The sequence below is a fragment of the Pseudomonas zhanjiangensis genome (genome assembly GCF_041027545.1).
In the GTDB taxonomy this organism is placed as follows: domain Bacteria; phylum Pseudomonadota; class Gammaproteobacteria; order Pseudomonadales; family Pseudomonadaceae; genus Aquipseudomonas; species Aquipseudomonas zhanjiangensis.
The window spans coordinates 26,714-45,741 of the sequence record NZ_JBFTEG010000001.1 but is presented as its reverse complement, the minus strand read 5'-3'; the positions used below and the strand labels follow the sequence as shown (position 1 = coordinate 45,741).

Here is a 19,028-nt window from a genome sequence, read left to right as displayed (position 1 = left end):
GGCCCATCTATGCCCATCAGGATCCGTGCCATAATTTTTATTGCTTAAAATCAAATACTTACAATATAGATGGTCATAATGACCAAGGGTCGATTCGGGTCCTTATGACCATCTGTTGTCTTTATGACCAATTCTGCCCAGGGCCGGCCGTTGCCGGTGGCCGGGTGTCGGCTCGAGCGGGGGATCTTGGCGCGGCCTTGATGCATATCAATGCCCCCGGCCAATGCGCCCACTAGCGTGAAGCCAGCACCTGATCGGTACAGGAAGGGAGCGCCATGCAACAGAAGCGATCGAGCCCCGCATCGGCAGGCGGCAGTGACCAGGGCGAACCGCGGGCCTCGGCCCGGGCGCTGAAGGCACCCGCAACCCGGCGCGCCCTGGATGCCACCAGCCTGTACCTGAGCGAGATCGGTTATGCCCCGCTGCTCGGCGCCGAGGAGGAGTTGGCGGTGGCGCGCCTGGCGCGCGACGGCGATGCTAAGGGGCGCCAGCGCCTGATCGAGAGCAACCTGCGCCTGGTGGTGAGGATCGCCCGGCGCTACGTGAATCGAGGCCTGAGCCTGCTCGACCTGATCGAGGAGGGCAACCTCGGGCTGATCCATGCGGTGGGCAAGTTCGATCCGGACTACGGCTGTCGCTTCTCCACCTATGCCACCTGGTGGATCCGCCAGCACATCGAGTGGGCGATCATGAGCCAGAGCCGCACCATTCGCCTGCCGGTGCACGTGGTCAAGCGCCTCAACGGCTACCTGCAGGCCGCCCGTGAGCTGACCCGCAAGCTGGATCACCCGCCGACCACCCGTGAAATCGCCGCCTTGCTGGAATTGCCGCAGGAGGAGGTCGAGAAGATCGAGCGGATCAATGCGCGAATCACTTCGAGCGACAGCCAGATCGATGGCGCGGCCAGAAGCCTGCTGGACGGCCTCAGCTACGAGAGCCAGGAGGATCCCTGCGAGTTGCTCGGGGAGGACGAGCTGCCCCGCTGCATCGACCGCTGGTTGCAGGACCTGAGCGATCGTCAGTGCGAGGTGCTGGTGCGCCATTTCGGCCTGCGCGGCCAGGATCGCTGCACCCTCGAGGCGCTGGGCCGGGAGTTCGGCGTGACCCGCGAGCGGGTCCGGCAGATTCAGCTGGAGGCGCTCAAGCAGCTGCGGCGCATCCTGCAGCGTGACGGCCACTCCAGCGACACCCTGCTGGAGTGAGGCGCTCGAATCGACTGCGGTAATCGGCCCCGGGGTTTAACGGGCGCCGCCCTAATCGCCAATTCATTCAACCCTCCAGCCTGCTTCCCCAATACTAAAGGCACGTGCACAGGCCAGGACGGCAGTGTCGACCCATCCCCGCCAGCCGTTGGAGGTGCCCGATGCGCCCTGTCTTGCGCTCGTTGTCTGCCTGTCTGCTTCTGTTCATCGTTCTGCTGCCGATGGCGGCGGTCGAGGCCAAGGGGCCGCCGGGCGGGGTGGGGGGCAAGCCGGGGGGAGAGGCGAAAGTCGATCATACCGATGCCCAGAGCTCGCCGATCCAGCTGGGCACCTCCGGCGGCAATGCCGGTGATCTGGCCAATGGTTACTGTTGTGGCGGCACGCTGGGCTCGCTGATCGTGATCGGTGGCCAGTCGTTCATCCTCAGCAATGCCCACGTATTTGCCGGCGACTGGGTGGCCGGCGGCAACGGCATCCAGAGCCAGCCTGGCGATGTCATCATCCAGCCCGGCCTGATCGACAACGCCTGCAACGCCGCTGGCGCCGCCCAGAACGTGGCGAGCTTGTATGCCTGGAGCAATCTGCTGAGCAGCACGGACAACGTCGATGCGGCCATCGCCTCGGTGGCGCCGGGCATGGTGGCGGCCGATGGCAGCATCCTCGAAATAGGTCCGCTGTCGACCAGCACGCTGGCGGCCGAACTGGACATGGCGGTGAAGAAGAGCGGGCGTACCAGCGGCCTGACCCAGGGAACGGTGGCGGTACTGGATGCCACCGTGACGGTCGGTTACAGCGACGAATGCGCGGGCGCCAGTTTCGACAAGACCTTCACCAACCAGATCGTGGTGACCCCGGGCAAGTTCCTCAGCGCCGGCGATTCGGGCTCGCTGATGGTCGAAGATGTCGCCGACCTGCCGCGAGCGGTGGGGTTGCTGTTTGCCGGCAGTCGGCGCGTGGCGGTGGCCAATCCGATCGACGAGGTGCTGACGTATTTCGGTGCGCAGATGGTGGGCGGCGGGCTGGCTGCCGCCGAGGGCATCGCCGTCGAATCGGGCCGGGGCGCATTGCGGGCGGTGCAGCAACGGGCATCGGCGGCGCTGTTGCGGGTGCCGGGTGCACAGGGGCACGGCATCGGCCTGAGCGAGCGTCGACCCGGCGAGTTGGCGATCAAGCTGCTGGTCGAGCGAATCGATCGCAGCGCCATCGAGGCGGCGCCAAGGGAGATCGATGGGGTGGCGGTGGAGCTGATGGAAGTCGGCCGGATCCGCGCCTACTGACAGGCAAGCCCCTAGCCCGCGGGTGGCCAGGGGCTTGTGCTGTTTCTGCGCGCTGCAGCAGGCTCGCCCGGGCCGGGCGAGCCAGGCAGGTTACAGGCCCAGGTGCTGCTTGACCGCGGCGACGCCGTCCTGGCCGTCATAGGTGGTGACGCCGGCCAGCCACTTGTCCAAGGCTTGCGGGTTGGCCTTGATCCAGTTCTTCGCCACCTCGACCGGATCCTGCTTCTCCAGCACCTTCTCCATCAGCTGGCTTTCGATTTCGACGCTGAACTGCAGGTTGTCCAGCAGCTTGCCGACGTTGGGGCAGCGCGCCTGGTAGTCGGTCGGCACCACGGTATAGACCTTGGCCGCGCCGTAGTCGGGACCGAACACGTCGTCGCCACCGTCCAGGTAGGTGATGTCGAACTGGGTGTTCATCGGGTGCGGTGCCCAGCCGAGGAACACCACCGGCTGCTTCTTCTTCACCGCGCGCTGCACCTGGACCAGCATGCCGGCCTCGCTCGACTCGACCATGCGGAAGCCGCCCATGCCGAACTGGTCGCCCTTGATCATCTGCTCGATCAGCAGGTTACCGTCGTTACCCGGCTCGATGCCGTAGATCTTGCCACCCAGCTGGTCCTTGAACTTGGCGATGTCCTGAAAGCTCTTCAGGCCCGCTTCGGCGGCGTAGGTCGGCACGGCCAGGGTGTACTTGGCGCCTTCCAGGTTCGGCGTGGGCAGGACCTTGACCCCGCCTTCCTTGATGAAGGGCTCGATCACCGCGTCCATCGAGGGCGCCCAGTAGCCGAGGAACACGTCGATCTGGCTCTTCTGTACGCCGGTGAAGGCGATCGGCACCGAGGCGAGGATCTTGCGCGGCTGGTAGCCCAGGCCTTCGCTCAGGGTCATGGCCACGCCGGTGGTGGCGGCGATGTCGGCCCAGCCGATCTCGGCGAAACGCACCTGTTTGCAGCTTTCCGGCTCCTGGGCCCAGGCGGCTTGCGCCATGGCACAGGACAGCAGGCTGACCCCGACGATTTTCTTCAACTTCTTCTTCATTTTTGACTCCTTGGTGAATGAAAAATGTGAGGCGGGTGTTTACGAACGTTGAAACCTGGCGCTGACCCAGCTTATAAGGCTGCTGCGGGGCTCGGTGCGCTTGGTGCCAAAGCTTTCGGTGATGCGGTCGAGAATGATCGCCAGCAGCACCACGGCCATGCCGCTCTCGAAGCCCAGGCCGATGTCCAGGCGCTGGATGCTCGCCAGCACGTCGTTGCCCAGGCCGCCGGCGCCGACCATGGAGGCGATGATCACCATCGACAGGGCCATCATGATGGTCTGGTTGACCCCGGCCATGATCGAGGGCATGGCGTTGGGCAGCTGCACCTTGAACAGCAGCTGCGCCTTGCTGCAGCCGAACGACTGGCCGGCTTCGACGATTTCCTTGTTGACCTGGCGGATGCCCAGGTTGGTCAGGCGCACGGCCGGCGGCATGGCGAAGATCACCGTGGCGATGATCCCCGGCACCCGGCCGAGACCGAACAGCATGGCCGCCGGGATCAGGTAGACGAACGCAGGCATGGTCTGCATGAAGTCGAGGACCGGCCGGATGAGCATGGCCACACGCTCGCTGCGAGCGGCCCAGATGCCCAGGGGGATACCCAGCAGCAGGCTGATCAGGGTGGCCGAGAAGGTCAGGCCGAGGGTCACCACGGTCTGTTCCCAAAAGCCGGTCATGACGATGAGGATGAAGGACACCGCGGTGAAGGCGGCAAAGCGGGCGCCGATGCGCCACAGGCCGAGGCCGACGAAGATGGCGATCAGCAGCCAGGCCGGCGGCAGCATCAGCAGGTTCTCGATGCCCTCGGAGAAGCCACTGACCAGGCTGCCGATGCTGTCGAAGCCGCCGCTGTAGTTGTCCAGCAGGTGCTGGACCACGTCGTTGACCCAGCTGCCCAGGTCGAGTTTCTTGTCGCTCATGTCATTCTCCCTGCAGGCGGTTGAGGAGGCGGCCCTTGCTGATGGCGCCGCTGTAGAAACCGTTGGCGTCGACCACCGGGATGGGGCCCTCGTTGATCACCAGACGCTCGATCACCTGCTCCAGGGGCAGGTCCTCGGGCACCGGTTCGATCTGCTTGAGCACCTCCTTGCCGAGCTTGATCGGCGTGCCGCCTTCGGTCATCAGGGCGATCTTCTCCAGGCTGATCGAGCCGTAGAAGCGCTTGTCCTGGTCGAGGACGAAGGCGTAGTGCTTGTCCTGGGCCTGCAGCTCCTGGCACACGGTCAGGGCGCAGGGGGCCACGCCGTTGTGCACATAGATCGGCACGCTGTCGGCCTTGAGCTGGCCGGCGGTGAGGTAGCGGTTGGTGTCGACGGTGTCGAAGAAGTTGCGCACGTAGTCGTTGACCGGGTTGTCCACCAGTTCCTGGGGGGTGCCCAGCTGGACCAGCTTGCCGCCTTCCATGATGGCGATGCGCGAGCCGATGCGCATGGCTTCCTCGATGTCGTGGGAGACGAAGATGATGGTGCGGCGATGGGTCTTCTGCAGCTCCAGCAGCAGGTCCTGCATCTCGCGGCGCTTGAGCGGGTCGAGGGCGGAGAAGGCCTCGTCCATGATCATGATCGAGGGGTCGACGGCCAGGGCGCGGGCCAGGCCGACGCGCTGCTGCATGCCGCCGGAGAGTTCGTGGGGGTGCTTCTTGGCGAAGGTGTCCAGGCCGACCTGCTTGAGTACTTCCATGGCGCGCTTCTCGCGCTCCTTGCGCCCGACGCCGGCCACTTCCAGGCCGAAGGCGGCGTTGTCCAGCACGGTGCGCGAGGGCATCAGGGCGAAAGACTGGAAGACCATGCTCATGTCGCGCCGGCGCAGGTCGATCAGCTCGGCATTGGACATCTTGGCGACGTTCTGGCCGTCGATGAACACATCGCCGGCGCTGGGATCGACCAGGCGGTTGATCAGGCGGATCAGGGTGGACTTGCCGGAACCGGACAGGCCCATGAGGACGAAGATCTCACCCTCCTCGACGCTGAAGGACACGTCGCTGACGCCGATCACCGCGCCCTTCTCGGCCAGGATCTTGTCCTTGCTCCAGCCTTCCTTGAGCAATGCGATGGCTTCTTGTGGCTGTGGGCCGAAAACCTTGTAGAGGTTCTTGACCACGATTTTTCCAGATTGCATTGGAATGATTCCCCTTTATTAGACATCCAGATCAGCTGCAGGAAGCCTGGTGCACGCAAGGCGCCCGACAGCTGACGTCGACTGTTCTTGCCTGTGTGGGTGAGCATGGTTCCGGAGCGTGGAGAGCGTCTTGCGTGCTGGCGTGTGGGCTCATTCGGACAGGTTCGCGGGGTCGCACGCCGGGTCTGGGGCGTCACCTGGAGGTGCTGTCGAATCAACCTTGTAGTGCCGTACTGCAAACCGCTTTCCAAACCCTCTGGCAGTGTTACGAAGCCAATCCTTTGGGGCTTCACCGCTCGTCCTGAGCGGTGCGTACTTCCGAAATTTCTTGTTGGGCCGACCTCCGATGGGGGGCGTCGGCGCTTATCTATTCTTCGGTCCGGAGCGGTGGTGGCTCCGGTCTGCCACCCTGGTTGGGGCGACAGCGACTGGGGTTGCGGGAGCTCTGCTGCGTTGTTGGCAGAGCTCCAAGCCACGGGTTCAGCGTTGTGAGGTACCCCGCACCGGGGCGCCGCCCGCCACGTAGTAGGGCGCATTGCTGCGCGGCAGCGGGGTGCGCCCGCGAATTTTGTCGGCGATCTTCTCGGCCATCATGATGGTTGGCGCGTTGAGGTTGCCGGTGGTGATCAGCGGCATGATCGAGGCGTCGACCACCCGCAGGCCCTGCAGGCCATGCACCCGGCCCTGGCCGTCGACCACCGCCATGTCGTCCTCGCCCATCTTGCAGGAGCAGGAGGGGTGGAAGGCGGTTTCGGCATGCTCGCGGATGAACGCGTCCAGCTCGGCGTCGCTCTGCACCTCCTTGCCCGGGCTGAGTTCGCGGCCGCGGTAGGGGTCGAGGGCCGCCTGCGCCATGATCTCGCGGGTGATGCGGATGCCGTCGCGAAACTCCTGCCAGTCCTGCTCGTAGGCCATGTAGTTGAACAGGATGCTCGGGTGCTGGCGCGGGTCCTTCGACTTGGCGCGCACGCGGCCGCGGCTGGGCGAGCGCATGGAGCCCATGTGGGCCTGGAAGCCGTGCTCGCGCACCGCGTTGCTGCCGTTGTAATTGATCGCCACCGGCAGGAAGTGGTACTGGATATTCGGCCACTCGAACTCGGGACGGGTGCGGATGAAGCCGCCGGCCTCGAACTGGTTGCTGGCGCCGATGCCCTTGCCGAGGAACATCCACTCGGCACCGATCTTCGGCTGGTTCCACCACTGCAGGGCCGGGTACAGCGACACCGGCTGCTTGCAGGCGTACTGCAGGTACAGCTCCAGGTGGTCCTGGAGGTTCTCGCCGACGCCCGGCAGGTCGTGCACCACGGGGATGTCCAGCTCGCGCAGCAGCGCGGCGGGGCCGACCCCGGAGCGCTGCAGGATCTGCGGCGAGGCGATGGCGCCACTGCACAGCAGCACCTCGCGGCGGGCGTGGACGCGGGTCGGGGTGCTGCTCTCACCGAGCAGGTAGTCGACGCCGATGGCGCGCTTGCCGTCGAACAGGATGCGGTCGGTCAGGGCGTGGGTGACGATGGTCAGGTTGGGGCGCTCGCGGGCTTGGTCCAGATAGCCGCGGGCGGTGCTGGCGCGCCGGCCCTTGGGGGTCACGGTGCGGTCCATGGGGCCGAAGCCTTCCTGCTGGTAGCCGTTGAGGTCGTCGGTGCGCGGGTAGCCGGCCTGCACGCCGGCCTCGACCATGGCGTGGAACAGCGGGTTGTTGCCGTTCTTCGGGGTGCACACGCTCACCGGTCCATCGCCGCCGTGATAGGCGTTGGGGCCGATGTCGCGGGTTTCGGCCTTGCGGAAGTAGGGCAGGCAGTCCAGGTAGGTCCAGTCTTCCAGGCCCTTGGCCTTGGCCCAGCCGTCGTAGTCCATGGCGTTGCCGCGGATGTAGCACATGCCGTTGATCAGCGAGGAGCCGCCCAGGCCCTTGCCGCGTCCGCACTCCATGCGGCGGTTGTTCATGTGCGGCTCCGGGTCGGTTTCGTAGGCCCAGTTATAGCGGCGGCCCTGCAGCGGGTAGGCCAGCGCCGCGGGCATCTGGGTACGGAAATCCAGGCGGTGGTCGGGGCCGCCGGCCTCCAGCAGCAGTACGCTGACGTCCTTGTCCTCGGTCAGGCGGGTGGCCAGCACGTTACCGGCCGAACCGGCGCCGATGATGATGTAGTCGAATTCTTGGGACATGGGGCCTTCCTGCGTAGGGTGGATCAGCCGAAGCCGTATCCACCATGGCGGATGTGGGGTTGAGCGGTGGATTGCGCCGCCGCGCGGCTAATCCACCCTGCGGCCGAGATCAGAACACCGAGCTGTAGCCGCCCAGTTCCACCTGCACCGACTTGATCCTGGTGTAGTGGGCCAGGGTGGTCAGGCCGTTTTCGCGGCCGACGCCGGACTGCTTGTAGCCGCCGACCGGCATCTCCGCCGGCGACTCGCCCCAGGTATTGATCCAGCAGATGCCGGCTTCCAGCTGGTGGATCACCCGGTGCGCGCGGGCCAGGTCACGGGTGACCACGCCGGCGGCCAGGCCGTAGTCGGTGTCGTTGGCGCGGCGGATCACTTCCTCTTCGCTGTCGTAGACCAGGATGCTCATCACCGGGCCGAAGATCTCCTCGCGCACGATGGTCATGCCATCGCTGCAGTCGGTGAACACCGTGGGGGCCACGTAGGCGCCCTTGGCATAGTCGCCCTCGGTCACCCGCGAACCGCCGATCAGCAGGCGTGCGCCTTCCTCACGGCCCTTGGCAATGTAGCCGAGCACGCTTTCCATGTGACCGAGGCTGGTCAGCGGGCCGAAGTTGGTGGCCTCGTCCAGCGGGTCGCCGAGGCGGATGCGCTGGACCCTTTCCAGCACCTTGGCCTCGAAGCGCGCCTGCAGCATGCGCGGCACGAACACCCGGGTGCCGTTGGTGCAGACCTGGCCGGAGCTGTAGAAGTTGGCCATCACCGCGATATCGGCGGCGCGGTCGAGGTCGGCGTCCTCGAAGACGATCAGCGGCGACTTGCCGCCCAGCTCCATGGTGACTTCCTTGAGCGAGGAGCTGGAAGCGCTGGCCATGACCTTCTTGCCGGTGGCGGTGCCGCCGGTGAAGGAGATCTTCTCGATCTGCGGGTGCTCGGTCAGCCATTGGCCGACCTCGCGGCCGCTGCCGGTGAGGACGTTGAACACGCCGTCGGGCAGGCCGGCCTCGGTGTATATCTCGGCGAGCTTGAGGGTGGTCAGCGAGGTGACCTCGCTGGGCTTGAAGATCATCGCGTTGCCGGCGGCCAGGGCCGGTGCGGATTTCCACAGGGCGATCTGGATCGGGTAGTTCCAGGCGCCGATGCCGGCGACCACGCCCAGCGGCTCGCGGCGGGTGTAGACGAAGGAGCTGTCGCGCAGCGGAATCTGCTCGCCCTCGATCGCCGGCACCAGGCCGGCGTAGTACTCGAGCACGTCGGCGCCGGTGACGATGTCGACATAGCGGGTCTCCGACAGCGGCTTGCCGGTGTCGAGGGTTTCCAGCTCGGCCAGCTCGTCGTTGCGCTCGCGGAGGATATCCACCGCCTTGCGCAGGATGCGCGAGCGCTGCATGGCGGTCATCGCCGCCCAGACCTTCTGCCCTTCCACGGCGCTGGCGACCGCACGTTCGACGTCGGCCTGGCTGGCACGCTGCACGTTGGCCAGCACTTCGCCGGTGGCCGGATTGATCGATTCGAACGTGCTGCCACTGCTGGCCTCAACGTAGCGACCGCCGATGTAGAGCTTCTGTTCGTCGAATCGGGGCATGCTGGAGTCCTCTTAATCAATGTCGTCTACGTCAGGCTGGCGGGGGCGTTGTCGGGCCTTGGCCAGGTGAGCCGGTCGAGCATCGCGATGCTGCTGGGGCCGGGAAAGTAAAAACCAGCCTACGTTATTTTTATTGAACGATCAAACAACAAAACAATCGGGAGCGACAAAGGCTGATCTGAGCGCGACAGAATTCGCGCGGATGGTGGCTGCTGGAAGAGGATAGTCGTTGTAGCCGGGGCGCCCGGTTGCTGCTTGGGCGCCGTGGAGGAGAGGCTGTCTTGGGGAGGGAGGCGGCGTGCTGCGGACTCAGGCGGCCTTGGCCAGTTGCAGGTCGAGGTAGTCGTAGGCCAGGCGAATCGCTTGCTGGGTGTCGAAGCTGCGCCCGGACAGCGCGCCGCGTAGCCACAGGCCGTCGATCAGGGCCGCCAGGCCGCGGGCCGCGGCGCGGGCCTGCGGCTGGGGCAGGGCCCGGCGGAACTGGCCGCAGAGATTGGAATACAGGCGGTGGTCGTTGATCCGTTGCAGGCGGCGCAGCGAGGGGTGGTGCATGCTGGCCGCCCAGAACGCCAGCCAGGTCTTCATGGCCGGACCGCTGACCTGCGTTTCATCGAAGTTGCTGTCAATGATGGCCTGCAACTGTGCCCGTGGACTGTCGTCCTCGATCGCCGCGCGGCGCGCCCGCGAGGCCTGGCTCAGGGCCTGCATCAGGTGGCGCATGGTGGCTTCGAGCAGACCGTTCTTGTCACGGAAGTAGTGACTGATAATGCCGTTGGACACCCCGGCGAGGCGGGCAATGTAGGCGATGCTGGCATCGCTCATGCCGACCTGGTCGACGGCTTCGAGGGTGGCCGCGATCAATTGCGAGCGGCGAATCGGCTGCATACCGACCTTGGGCATCTGTGTCTCCGGCTTGGTGCTGGTGTTCGAAGGCCGCAGTCTAGGCCGATTTTTATTGAACGAGCAATCAATTATCGCGGTGGCGCCCGCTTTGTCCGGCGCCGCGCGATTACAGCCAGCGGCGAACTCGGCGCCTGTAGTCCGCGAAGGGGGCGCCGAACTTGGCTTCCAGCGCGCGTTCTTCGGGGCCGATCTGGAACCGGTTCATGTAGGCGATAAACGCCGGTACCAGGGCCAGTGCCAGGAGGTGGGACAACCAGAGGGCGAAGCCGAGCAGGAACAGGGCGAAGCCCAGATACATGGGATTGCGGCTGATGCCATAGACGCCGTTGTCGACGATGGTGCGACTGCTCTGGGGGCGGGTCGGGTCGACCGTGGTCTGGGCCCGGCGAAAGGCCAGCACGCCCAGCGCGGCGACAACCGCGCCGGCCAGCATCAGGAGGCTGGCGATGGCCTGGGCGGCGGGCACGGCGATGCGCAGCTGCGGCAACCAGTGGTCAAGGCCGAGGGCGAGGCAGGCAAAGCCGAGCAGCAGGGCCAGTGGTGGGATTCGCAGTTCAAGCCAGGTCATCGGCTGGGCTCCTCTCGGGATTCAGTGCTTGGACGCCGGCCGTGATGGGCACGAACGGCGGCGATATAGAAGCAGTGCGCAGCCGGCAATGGCAAGCTCCACGGCGAACGACCAGTGGACGATGAAGTTCAACCACCAGGGCTGATACAGCGCCGGCACGCTGAAAAGGGCGTAGGGCTGGTCGATGAATGGCGCGAGCCACCAGATATCCCCGACCAGGCTGTCCAGTAGCAGGTGCAGGATGCCGCCCAGGCCGAACAGCCAGGCGAGGACGGCGCCTCGGCTGTGCGGTGCCAGGTAGCGCCAGATCAGGGCGGCAGCACAGAGCGCCAGCCAGCACAGGGGCCAATGGCTCGGGTACTGGTGGTGATGGGTCTGCCGTTGATCCACCAGGTAGAAGTAGGCCATGTCGAAATCGGGCGCCAACGCACCGAGAATCCCGGCGCTCATCAACCAGGGCAAGGGCACCTGGTGGAGGCGTTTGGCCAGGGCGACCGTGAGCAGGTAGCCGGAAGGCAGATGGGCGATAAACATCGGGCAGGCTCACGAAGTGTTGGACCGGCAAGATGCTAGCAGAGCCTGGGTTGTCTCGGATCGAGTGGGGGTAGGCGGCTGTCGAGTGCCACTGGCGGACAAAGAAAAAGCGGGCCGAGGCCCGCTTTTCCTAGATGGCGAAAGTGCTGCTTATTGCAGCCACTCGGCCACGCGTTCCGGGTGGGCGGCAACCCAGTCCTTGGCGGCTTGCTCCGGCTTGGCGCCGTCGCGGATGGCCAGCATCACCGAGCCGATTTCCTCGCTGGACCAGTTGAACTTCTTGAGGAAGGCCACGGCTTCTGGCGCCTTGTCCTTGAAGCTCGGGTGAACCACGGAGTCGACGTGTTCGGCCTCACCATAGACGCCTTTCGGATCTTCGAGGAAGCGCAGCTTCCACTTGGCGAACATCCAGTGCGGCACCCAGCCAGGGACCACGATGGCTTCCTTCTTCTTCTCGGCGCGGGCCAGGGCGGTGGCCATGGCCGGGCCGGAGCTCGGCATCAGCTTGAAGTCGAGACTGTACTTCTCGATGGCTTCCTCGGTGCGGCGCATGATGCCGGCGCCGGCATCGATGCCGGTGATCTTGCCGTCATAGGCGTCCTTGGTCTTGTTCAGGTCTTCGATGCTCTTGGCTTCGACGTAGTCCGGCACCACCAGGCCAATCTTGGCGTCGTTGTAGTTGGTGCCCAGCACTTCCAGCTGATCCTTGAACTTGGCGTAGTACTCGCCGTGGGTGACCGGCAGCCAGGCGGAGAGCAGGCCGTCGATATCGCCGCGGGCCACGCCCTGCCACATGATGGCCGGCTCCAGGGGCTTGAGTTCGACGTCGTAGCCGAGCTTGCTTTCCATGATTTCGGCGGCCAGGTAGCTGGTGGCGACGCTGTCGTCCCAGCCGTTGACGAAGCCGAAGGTGAGGGTGGGTTTGTCAGCGGCCATGGCGCTGGACATGCCCAGGGCCAGTGCGGCGACGCCGACGCCTTGGAGGACGAGGTTCTTCAGTTTGCGCATAGATGTTGCTCCATCGGTGTGAGTAGCAGTTCATCGGTATTGCGGGCTCGTCCGACCGAGGCCGAGCGAGCCGGTGGGGTTAAAGTCCTAGGTGCTTCTTCACTGCGGCGACGCCGTCCTGGCCATCATAGGTGGTGACCCCGGCCAGCCACTGGTCCAGGGCTTGCGGGTTGGCCTTGATCCAGTTCTTCGCCACCTCGAGCGGGTCTTCCTTCTCCAGGACCTTCTCCATCAGCTGGCTTTCGATCTCGACGCTGAACTGCAGGTTGTCCAGCAGCTTGCCGACGTTGGGGCAGCGCGCCTGGTAGTCGGCCGGGACCACGGTGTAGACCTTGGCCGCGCCATAGTCGGGACCGAACACATCGTCGCCTCCGGCCAGGTAGGTGATGTCGAACTGGGTGTTCATCGGGTGCGGTGCCCAGCCGAGGAACACCACCGGCTGCTGCTTCTTCACCGCGCGCTGCACCTGCACCAGCATGCCGGCCTCGCTCGACTCGACCATGCGGAAGCCGCCGAGGCCGAACTGGTCGCCCTTGATCATCTGCTCGATCAGCAGGTTGCCGTCGTTACCCGGCTCGATGCCGTAGATCTTGCCGCCCAGTTCCTTCTTGAACTTGGCGATGTCCTGAAAGCTCTTCAGGCCCGCTTCGGCGGCGTAGGTCGGCACGGCCAGGGTGTACTTGGCGCCTTCCAGGTTCGGCGTGGGCAGGACCTTGACCCCGCCTTCCTTGATGAAGGGCTCGATCACCGCGTCCATCGAGGGTGCCCAGTAGCCGAGGAACACGTCGATCTGACCCTTCTGTACGCCGGTGAAGGCGATCGGCACCGAGGCCAGGATCTTGCGCGGCTGGTAGCCCAGGCCTTCGCTCAGGGTCATGGCCACGCCGGTGGTGGCGGCGATGTCGGCCCAGCCGATCTCGGCAAAACGCACCTGTTTGCAGCTCTGTGGCTCCTGAGCCCAGGCGCCCTGGGCCAGGGCGCAGGACAGCAGACCGATCCCAGCCATTGCCTTCAACTTGTTCATCTATGACTCCCTGTGTGAATGAAGAATGTGAGGCGATTTACGAGCGCTGAAACCTCGCACTGACCCAGCTGATCAGGCTGCCACGAGCTTCGGTGCGCTTGGTGCCAAAGCTTTCGGTGATGCGGTCGAGGATGATCGCCAGCAGCACCACGGCCATGCCACTCTCGAAGCCTAGCCCGATATCCAGGCGCTGGATGCTCGCCAGCACGTCGTTGCCCAGGCCGCCGGCGCCGACCATCGAGGCGATGATCACCATCGACAGGGCCATCATGATGGTCTGGTTGACCCCGGCCATGATCGAGGGCATGGCATTGGGCAGCTGCACCTTGAACAGCAGCTGGGCCTTGCTGCAGCCGAACGACTGGCCGGCCTCGACGATTTCCTTGTTGACCTGGCGGATGCCCAGGTTGGTCAGGCGCACGGCCGGCGGCATGGCGAAGATCACCGTGGCGATGATCCCCGGTACCCGGCCGAGGCCGAACAGCATGGCCGCCGGGATCAGGTAGACGAACGCAGGCATGGTCTGCATGAAGTCGAGGACCGGCCGGATGACCATCGCCACACGCTCGCTGCGTGCCGCCCAGATGCCCAGGGGGATACCCAGCAGCAGGCTGATCAGGGTGGAGGAGAAGGTCAGGCCGAGGGTCACCACGGTCTGTTCCCAGAAGCCGGTCATGACGATGAGGATGAAGGACACCGCGGTGAAGGCGGCGAAGCGGGCGCCGATGCGCCACAGGCCGAGGCCGACGAAGATGGCGATCAGCAGCCAGGCCGGCGGCAGCATCAGTATGGCTTCGACCGCTTCGGAGAAGCCGCTGACCACGCTGCCGATGCTGTCGAAACCGGCGCTGTAGTTGTCCAGCAGGTGCTGGACCACGTCGTTGACCCAGCTGCCCAGGTCGAGTTTCTTGTCGCTCATGTCATTCTCCCTGCATGCGGGTCAGCAGGCGGCCCTTGCTGATGGCGCCGCTGTAATGGCCGTTCTGGTCGATCACCGGGATGGGACCCTCGTTGATCACCAGACGCTCGATCACCTGCTCCAGGGGCAGGTCCTCCGGCACCGGGTCGATTTGTTTCAGAACGTCGAAGTCGAGTCCGCAGGACTGACCGCCTTCGACCATCAGGGCGATCTTCTCCAGGCTGATGGAGCCGCGGAAACGGTTGTCTTCATCGATGACGAAGGCGTAGTGCTTGTCCTGCGCCTGCAGCTCCTTGCACACGCTGGCGGCGTCGGGGGCCACGCCGTTGTGCACATAGAGCGGCACGCTGTCGGCCTTGAGCTGGCCGGCGGTGAGGTAGCGGTTGGTATCGACGGTGTCGAAGAAGTTGCGCACGTAGTCGTTGGCCGGGTTGTCCACCAGTTCCTGCGGGGTGCCGACCTGGATCAGCTTGCCGCCTTCCATGATGCCGATGCGCGTACCGATGCGCATGGCTTCCTCGATATCGTGGGAGACGAAGATGATGGTGCGGCGATGGGTCTTCTGCAGCTCCAGCAGCAGGTCCTGCATCTCGCGGCGCTTGAGCGGGTCGAGGGCGGAGAAGGCCTCGTCCATGATCATGATCGAAGGGTCGACGGCCAGGGCGCGGGCCAGGCCGACGCGCTGCTGCATGCCGCCGGAGAGTTCGTGGGGGTGTTTCTTGGCGAAGGTGTCCAAGCCGACCTGCGTGAGCACTTCCATGGCGCGCTTCTCGCGCTCCTTGCGCCCGACGCCGGCCACTTCCAGGCCGAAGGCGGCGTTGTCCAGCACGGTGCGCGAGGGCATCAGGGCGAAGGACTGGAAGACCATGCTCATGTCGCGGCGACGCAGGTCGACGAGTTCGGCATTGGACATCTTGGCGACGTTCTGGCCGTCGATGAAGACATCGCCGGCGCTGGGTTCGATCAGGCGGTTGATCAGGCGGATCAGGGTCGACTTGCCGGAACCGGACAGGCCCATGAGGACGAAGATCTCACCCTCCTCGACGCTGAAGGACACGTCGCTGACGCCGATCACCGCGCCCTTCTCGGCAAGGATCTTGTCCTTGCTCCAGCCTTCCTTGAGTAACTCGATGGCTTCTTGTGGCTGTGGGCCGAAAACCTTGTAGAGGTTCTTGACCACGATTTTTCCAGACTGCATTGGGATGGTTCCCCTTCAGTAGACATCCAGATCAGCTACATGGAACCCAGCGCATAGCGCAAAGCGCACGTCGGGTGATGTCGACTGTTCTTGCCTGTGTGGGTGTGCATGGTTCCGGAGTGTGGAGAGCGTTCTGTGCGTCGGCTCGGCAGGCTGGTTCAGGCAGGCTCGCGGTAGCGCACGCCGGGTCGTTGGAGCCGGGGGCGTCATCCTGAGGTGCTGTCGAATCCATCTTGTCTTGCCGTCTTGCAAACCGCTTTCCAAACCCTCTGGCAGTGTTTCGAAGCCCAATCCTTTGGGGGTTCACATCTCGATCCGAGATGCGCGTACATCCGAAATTTCTTGTTGGGCCGACGCCCGATGGGGGGAGTCAGCGCTTATATAATCTTCGGTCCGGAGCGGTGGTGGCTCCAGTCTGTCGCCCTGGTTTGGGCTGACAGCGACGAAATCGGCTGACTCAACGATATAGCCTTCCGGCTAGGGCAATTATCAGTTTGCGACGCCGACGTGTTGGGTGGCGACACGCCATCGCGCTGAAGAACCTTAACAGATTCTTTTTGCCCTTGGCCAAGGCTGGGGGCCGCAGTGGGCCTGGTTTGCAGCCTTGGTTTCCGGGCATGGCAGCGTATGCCGGGGGCTGTGGCGGATTCGTAACGAAATGAAATTCAGGGCTACTGATCGCTGGCCAGCGACTGATTTGCCGGCTTTCCGTCGAATCGAGTGACGCCTTCTAGCCACTGCGCGCGCACCTCGGGGTTGGCTTTGAGCCAGGCCTTGGCTTCGCGTCTGGGCGTGGTATTGGGATTGAGAATAGCCTCCATCAGGTCGTTTTCCATGCTCAGGCTGAAACGCAGATTCTTGAACAGCCGACCGAGGTTCGGACACTCGCTGGCGAAGCCCTTGCGCACCGTGGTGTAGACGGTGGCGCCGCCCAGGTTGGGGCCGAAGTAGTCGTCGCCGCCGGTCAGGTAGCGCATGTCCAGTTGGTTATTCATCGGGTGCGGTTCCCAGCCGAGAAACACCGCCCATTTATTCAGGTGATCGGCCCGTTTGACGTGCAGGATCATGTCCGACTCGCTGGACTCCACCAGGTGGAAGCCGGCAAGGCCGAAGGTATTCTTGTCGATCATCTGCTGGATCATCTGGTTGCCGCTGTTGCCGGGCTCTATGCCGTAGATCTTGCCGCCCAGCTCCTTCTTGAACTTGGCGATGTCGGCGAAGTCCTTGAGCCCTGCGTCGTAGGCCGCCTGGTTGACCGCCAGGGTATATTTGGCCCCCTCGAGGTTGACCGCCAGCAGTTCGACCGTGCCATCGTCCAGGTAGGGGCGGATGTCCTTTTCCGAGCTGGGCAACCAGGTGTCGAGGAACACATCGATCTCGTTGTCGTGCAGAGCCTTGAAGGTCTCCGGCACGGACAGGCGCTTGACCTTGGTGCGATAGCCCAGGTCGCTGAGCAGCAGGCGGGTCACCGCGTTGGTGGTGATCAGGTCGGTCCAGCCAACATCTGCCAGGCGCACCCGCTTGCAGGAGGCAGGCTCCGCTGCCTGCACCAGCAGTGGGGCGCTCAGGGCGAGCGCCAGTAGGCAGTTCTTGTGCATTTTCATAGGCGTTTCCATTTACCGGGGGTCTGACCCGCCCAGCCACGCTGAAACGGGGTGAGAGGCCATGGGCAAGGCTAGATGAACGGCTATCGGCCTGAGCATGGGCGCCCGATCATCGCGCCAGAGTTCGCCGGTTGCCTACGTGCGGGGTCGCAACTGGTTAGCTGGTGTCGCAATTGGCCCTGTTGCCGCAAATGGGTACCCAGGCGGTTTCGCGGCGGGCAATTGGCCGTGAGCCAGCCGGTTTGGCGGATTTGGACATGATCGAGTCGGTGTGGGACCTCTGCATATCGAGGAAATCTCGATGATGGCGACGATAAAAATGCACCCCGTGCAGGAGATTGTCGTGGCTATTAGCGTGTTCGATTTGTTCAAGATTGGTATTGGCCCCTCCAGTTCGCATACCGTCGGCCCCATGCGCGCGGCGGCGCTGTTTGTCGGCGCGCTGCGTGAGCGTCATCTGCTCGAGCAGGTACGGCGTGTGGAAGTGCGGCTGTACGGATCTCTGTCGGCCACCGGCGTCGGTCACGGCAGCGACAGCGCGGTGATCATGGGCCTGATGGGCGAGTGGCCGGACAGTATCGATCCGGTACAGATCGGCCCGCGTATCGAGGCGCTGCGCAGCAGCGGCACGCTGCAACTGGACGGCCGTGTGGCAATCGCCTTCGATTGGGCGCGCGACATGCTGCTGCTCGACGAGAACCTGCCGTATCACCCCAATGCCATGACCCTGATCGCCGAAGGCGAGAGCGGTGAGCTGCACAGCGATACCTACTACTCGGTCGGGGGCGGCTTCGTCGTCGACGCCGAGCAGGCGGCTGCCGGCCAGCTGGATCAGGACCACACCGCGCTGCCCTACGATTTCTCCAGCGCCGCCGAGCTGCTCAGCCTGTGCAAGCAGCACGGCCTGCGCGTTTCCGAACTGATGCTGGAAAACGAGAAGGCCTGGCGCAGCGAGGCGGAAATCCGCAGCGGCCTGATGCGCCTGTGGCAGGCCATGCGCGAGTGCGTCGACAACGGCCTCAAGCACGAGGGCATCCTGCCCGGCGGGCTCCAGGTCAAGCGCCGCGCCGCCAAGCTGCACCGCAGTCTGCAGGAAATGAGCAAGCCCAACGTGATCGGCTCGACCCTGAGCGGCATGGAATGGGTCAACCTGTTCGCCCTGGCGGTGAACGAGGAAAACGCCGCCGGCGGGCGCATGGTGACGGCGCCGACCAATGGCGCGGCCGGGATCATTCCGGCGGTGCTGCACTACTACGTGCGCTTCAGCCCGGCGGTGAGCGAGGCCAACGTGGTCGACTACCTGCTGGCTGCCGCCGCGATCGGCATCCTGTGCAAGAAGAACGCCTCGATTTCCGGCGCCGAGGTCGGCTGTCAGGGTGAGGTCGGTTCGGCCTGCGCCATGGCCGCGGCCGGCCTGGCGGAAATCCTCGGGGCCAGCCCGGAGCAGGTCGAGAATGCGGCCGAGATCGGCCTGGAGCACAACCTGGGACTGACCTGCGACCCGGTTGGCGGGCTGGTCCAGGTACCCTGCATCGAGCGCAACGCGATCGCCGCGGTGAAGGCGATCAACGCCGCACAGATGGCCCTGCGCGGTGACGGCGAGCATTTCATCTCGCTCGACCGGGTGATCCGCACCATGCGTGATACCGGCGCCGACATGCACGACAAGTACAAGGAAACCTCGCGCGGTGGGCTCGCCGTCAGCGCGATCGAATGCTGAGTGACGGGCCGCTCCCGGACTGAGGGGCGAGGGCAGGCCAAGGCCTGCCCTGTTCCGGCGCGCCAGCGTCGCAAAGCAGGGCGTCGCAGGGAGAACTGTTTGGTCGTTTTCTGACCAGTGGTCTGTTACCCCCCTCGATTTCCGCCCGTAGCAGGGTGACAATTGGTCG

At 64.7% G+C, this 19,028-nt stretch carries 16 protein-coding genes; 3 read left to right on the top strand and 13 right to left on the bottom strand.

The features are described from left to right. Nucleotides 1-275 precede the first annotated feature (275 nt). Nucleotides 276-1,202 carry an RNA polymerase sigma factor RpoS gene (gene rpoS / locus AB5S05_RS00190; RefSeq protein WP_369285377.1) on the top strand — a complete coding sequence of 309 codons (927 nt, stop codon included), beginning with the start codon at nucleotides 276-278 and terminating at the stop codon, nucleotides 1,200-1,202. Nucleotides 1,203-1,363: 161 nt separating this feature from the next. Further along, nucleotides 1,364-2,479, top strand: coding sequence for a chymotrypsin family serine protease (locus AB5S05_RS00185; protein ID WP_369285376.1), 1,116 nt, complete (start codon nucleotides 1,364-1,366; stop codon nucleotides 2,477-2,479). Between the two features lie 90 nt (nucleotides 2,480-2,569). On the opposite strand, the gene AB5S05_RS00180 is transcribed toward AB5S05_RS00185, so the two are convergent. The 13 genes from AB5S05_RS00180 to choX all read right to left on the bottom strand — a co-directional run bounded on the left by AB5S05_RS00180 (nucleotide 2,570) and on the right by choX (nucleotide 17,139). Continuing rightward, the gene (locus AB5S05_RS00180) at nucleotides 2,570-3,517 is read right to left on the bottom strand and encodes a choline ABC transporter substrate-binding protein (RefSeq protein ID WP_369285375.1); all 948 of its coding nucleotides are present in this window, start codon (nucleotides 3,515-3,517) and stop codon (nucleotides 2,570-2,572) included. 39 nt (nucleotides 3,518-3,556) lie between these two features. Continuing rightward, on the bottom strand, nucleotides 3,557-4,438 hold the full coding sequence (locus AB5S05_RS00175) for an ABC transporter permease (protein ID WP_369285374.1): 882 nt from the start codon (nucleotides 4,436-4,438) through the stop codon (nucleotides 3,557-3,559). A 1-nt stretch (nucleotide 4,439) separates the two neighbouring features. After that, nucleotides 4,440-5,636, bottom strand: a complete 1,197-nt coding sequence (locus AB5S05_RS00170; protein ID WP_369285373.1) for a quaternary amine ABC transporter ATP-binding protein — start codon at nucleotides 5,634-5,636, stop codon at nucleotides 4,440-4,442. 480 nt (nucleotides 5,637-6,116) lie between these two features. Then, nucleotides 6,117-7,799 (bottom strand): choline dehydrogenase, encoded by a 1,683-nt coding sequence (betA, locus tag AB5S05_RS00165; protein WP_369285372.1) that lies wholly within the window; start codon nucleotides 7,797-7,799, stop codon nucleotides 6,117-6,119. A 109-nt stretch (nucleotides 7,800-7,908) separates the two neighbouring features. Then, nucleotides 7,909-9,381, bottom strand: a complete 1,473-nt coding sequence (betB, locus tag AB5S05_RS00160; RefSeq protein WP_369285371.1) for a betaine-aldehyde dehydrogenase — start codon at nucleotides 9,379-9,381, stop codon at nucleotides 7,909-7,911. A gap of 309 nt (nucleotides 9,382-9,690) precedes the next feature. Beyond that, the gene (betI, locus tag AB5S05_RS00155) at nucleotides 9,691-10,281 is read right to left on the bottom strand and encodes a transcriptional regulator BetI (RefSeq protein WP_369285370.1); all 591 of its coding nucleotides are present in this window, start codon (nucleotides 10,279-10,281) and stop codon (nucleotides 9,691-9,693) included. Nucleotides 10,282-10,390: 109 nt separating this feature from the next. Next, a complete protein-coding gene (locus tag AB5S05_RS00150) occupies nucleotides 10,391-10,852 on the bottom strand; it encodes a methyltransferase family protein (protein ID WP_369285369.1) in 462 nt (153 codons plus the stop codon). A gap of 21 nt (nucleotides 10,853-10,873) precedes the next feature. After that, nucleotides 10,874-11,386 (bottom strand): metal-dependent hydrolase, encoded by a 513-nt coding sequence (locus AB5S05_RS00145; protein WP_369285368.1) that lies wholly within the window; start codon nucleotides 11,384-11,386, stop codon nucleotides 10,874-10,876. 150 nt (nucleotides 11,387-11,536) lie between these two features. Next, the gene (locus AB5S05_RS00140) at nucleotides 11,537-12,394 is read right to left on the bottom strand and encodes a glycine betaine ABC transporter substrate-binding protein (protein WP_369285367.1); all 858 of its coding nucleotides are present in this window, start codon (nucleotides 12,392-12,394) and stop codon (nucleotides 11,537-11,539) included. Between the two features lie 79 nt (nucleotides 12,395-12,473). Then, on the bottom strand, nucleotides 12,474-13,418 hold the full coding sequence (locus tag AB5S05_RS00135; protein WP_369285366.1) for a choline ABC transporter substrate-binding protein: 945 nt from the start codon (nucleotides 13,416-13,418) through the stop codon (nucleotides 12,474-12,476). 37 nt (nucleotides 13,419-13,455) lie between these two features. After that, nucleotides 13,456-14,337: an ABC transporter permease gene (locus AB5S05_RS00130; protein WP_369285365.1), complete on the bottom strand. Its 882-nt coding sequence runs from the start codon at nucleotides 14,335-14,337 to the stop codon at nucleotides 13,456-13,458. Between the two features lies 1 nt (nucleotide 14,338). Beyond that, nucleotides 14,339-15,535 carry a quaternary amine ABC transporter ATP-binding protein gene (locus AB5S05_RS00125; protein ID WP_369285364.1) on the bottom strand — a complete coding sequence of 399 codons (1,197 nt, stop codon included), beginning with the start codon at nucleotides 15,533-15,535 and terminating at the stop codon, nucleotides 14,339-14,341. A 671-nt stretch (nucleotides 15,536-16,206) separates the two neighbouring features. Next, nucleotides 16,207-17,139 carry a choline ABC transporter substrate-binding protein gene (gene choX / locus AB5S05_RS00120; RefSeq protein ID WP_369285363.1) on the bottom strand — a complete coding sequence of 311 codons (933 nt, stop codon included), beginning with the start codon at nucleotides 17,137-17,139 and terminating at the stop codon, nucleotides 16,207-16,209. Nucleotides 17,140-17,482: 343 nt separating this feature from the next. Between choX and AB5S05_RS00115 the strand changes: the two genes are divergently transcribed. After that, nucleotides 17,483-18,859 (top strand): L-serine ammonia-lyase, encoded by a 1,377-nt coding sequence (locus tag AB5S05_RS00115; protein ID WP_369285362.1) that lies wholly within the window; start codon nucleotides 17,483-17,485, stop codon nucleotides 18,857-18,859. Nucleotides 18,860-19,028 lie beyond the last annotated feature (169 nt).

Coding starts and splice junctions, on each gene's coding strand:
- rpoS (WP_369285377.1), top strand. CDS start 276: ATGCAACAGAAGCGATCGAGCCCCGCATCGGCAGGCGGCAGTGACCAG.
- AB5S05_RS00185 (WP_369285376.1), top strand. CDS start 1,364: ATGCGCCCTGTCTTGCGCTCGTTGTCTGCCTGTCTGCTTCTGTTCATC.
- AB5S05_RS00180 (WP_369285375.1), bottom strand. CDS start 3,517: ATGAAGAAGAAGTTGAAGAAAATCGTCGGGGTCAGCCTGCTGTCCTGT.
- AB5S05_RS00175 (WP_369285374.1), bottom strand. CDS start 4,438: ATGAGCGACAAGAAACTCGACCTGGGCAGCTGGGTCAACGACGTGGTC.
- AB5S05_RS00170 (WP_369285373.1), bottom strand. CDS start 5,636: ATGCAATCTGGAAAAATCGTGGTCAAGAACCTCTACAAGGTTTTCGGC.
- betA (WP_369285372.1), bottom strand. CDS start 7,799: ATGTCCCAAGAATTCGACTACATCATCATCGGCGCCGGTTCGGCCGGT.
- betB (WP_369285371.1), bottom strand. CDS start 9,381: ATGCCCCGATTCGACGAACAGAAGCTCTACATCGGCGGTCGCTACGTT.
- betI (WP_369285370.1), bottom strand. CDS start 10,281: ATGCCCAAGGTCGGTATGCAGCCGATTCGCCGCTCGCAATTGATCGCG.
- AB5S05_RS00150 (WP_369285369.1), bottom strand. CDS start 10,852: ATGACCTGGCTTGAACTGCGAATCCCACCACTGGCCCTGCTGCTCGGC.
- AB5S05_RS00145 (WP_369285368.1), bottom strand. CDS start 11,386: ATGTTTATCGCCCATCTGCCTTCCGGCTACCTGCTCACGGTCGCCCTG.
- AB5S05_RS00140 (WP_369285367.1), bottom strand. CDS start 12,394: ATGCGCAAACTGAAGAACCTCGTCCTCCAAGGCGTCGGCGTCGCCGCA.
- AB5S05_RS00135 (WP_369285366.1), bottom strand. CDS start 13,418: ATGAACAAGTTGAAGGCAATGGCTGGGATCGGTCTGCTGTCCTGCGCC.
- AB5S05_RS00130 (WP_369285365.1), bottom strand. CDS start 14,337: ATGAGCGACAAGAAACTCGACCTGGGCAGCTGGGTCAACGACGTGGTC.
- AB5S05_RS00125 (WP_369285364.1), bottom strand. CDS start 15,535: ATGCAGTCTGGAAAAATCGTGGTCAAGAACCTCTACAAGGTTTTCGGC.
- choX (WP_369285363.1), bottom strand. CDS start 17,139: ATGAAAATGCACAAGAACTGCCTACTGGCGCTCGCCCTGAGCGCCCCA.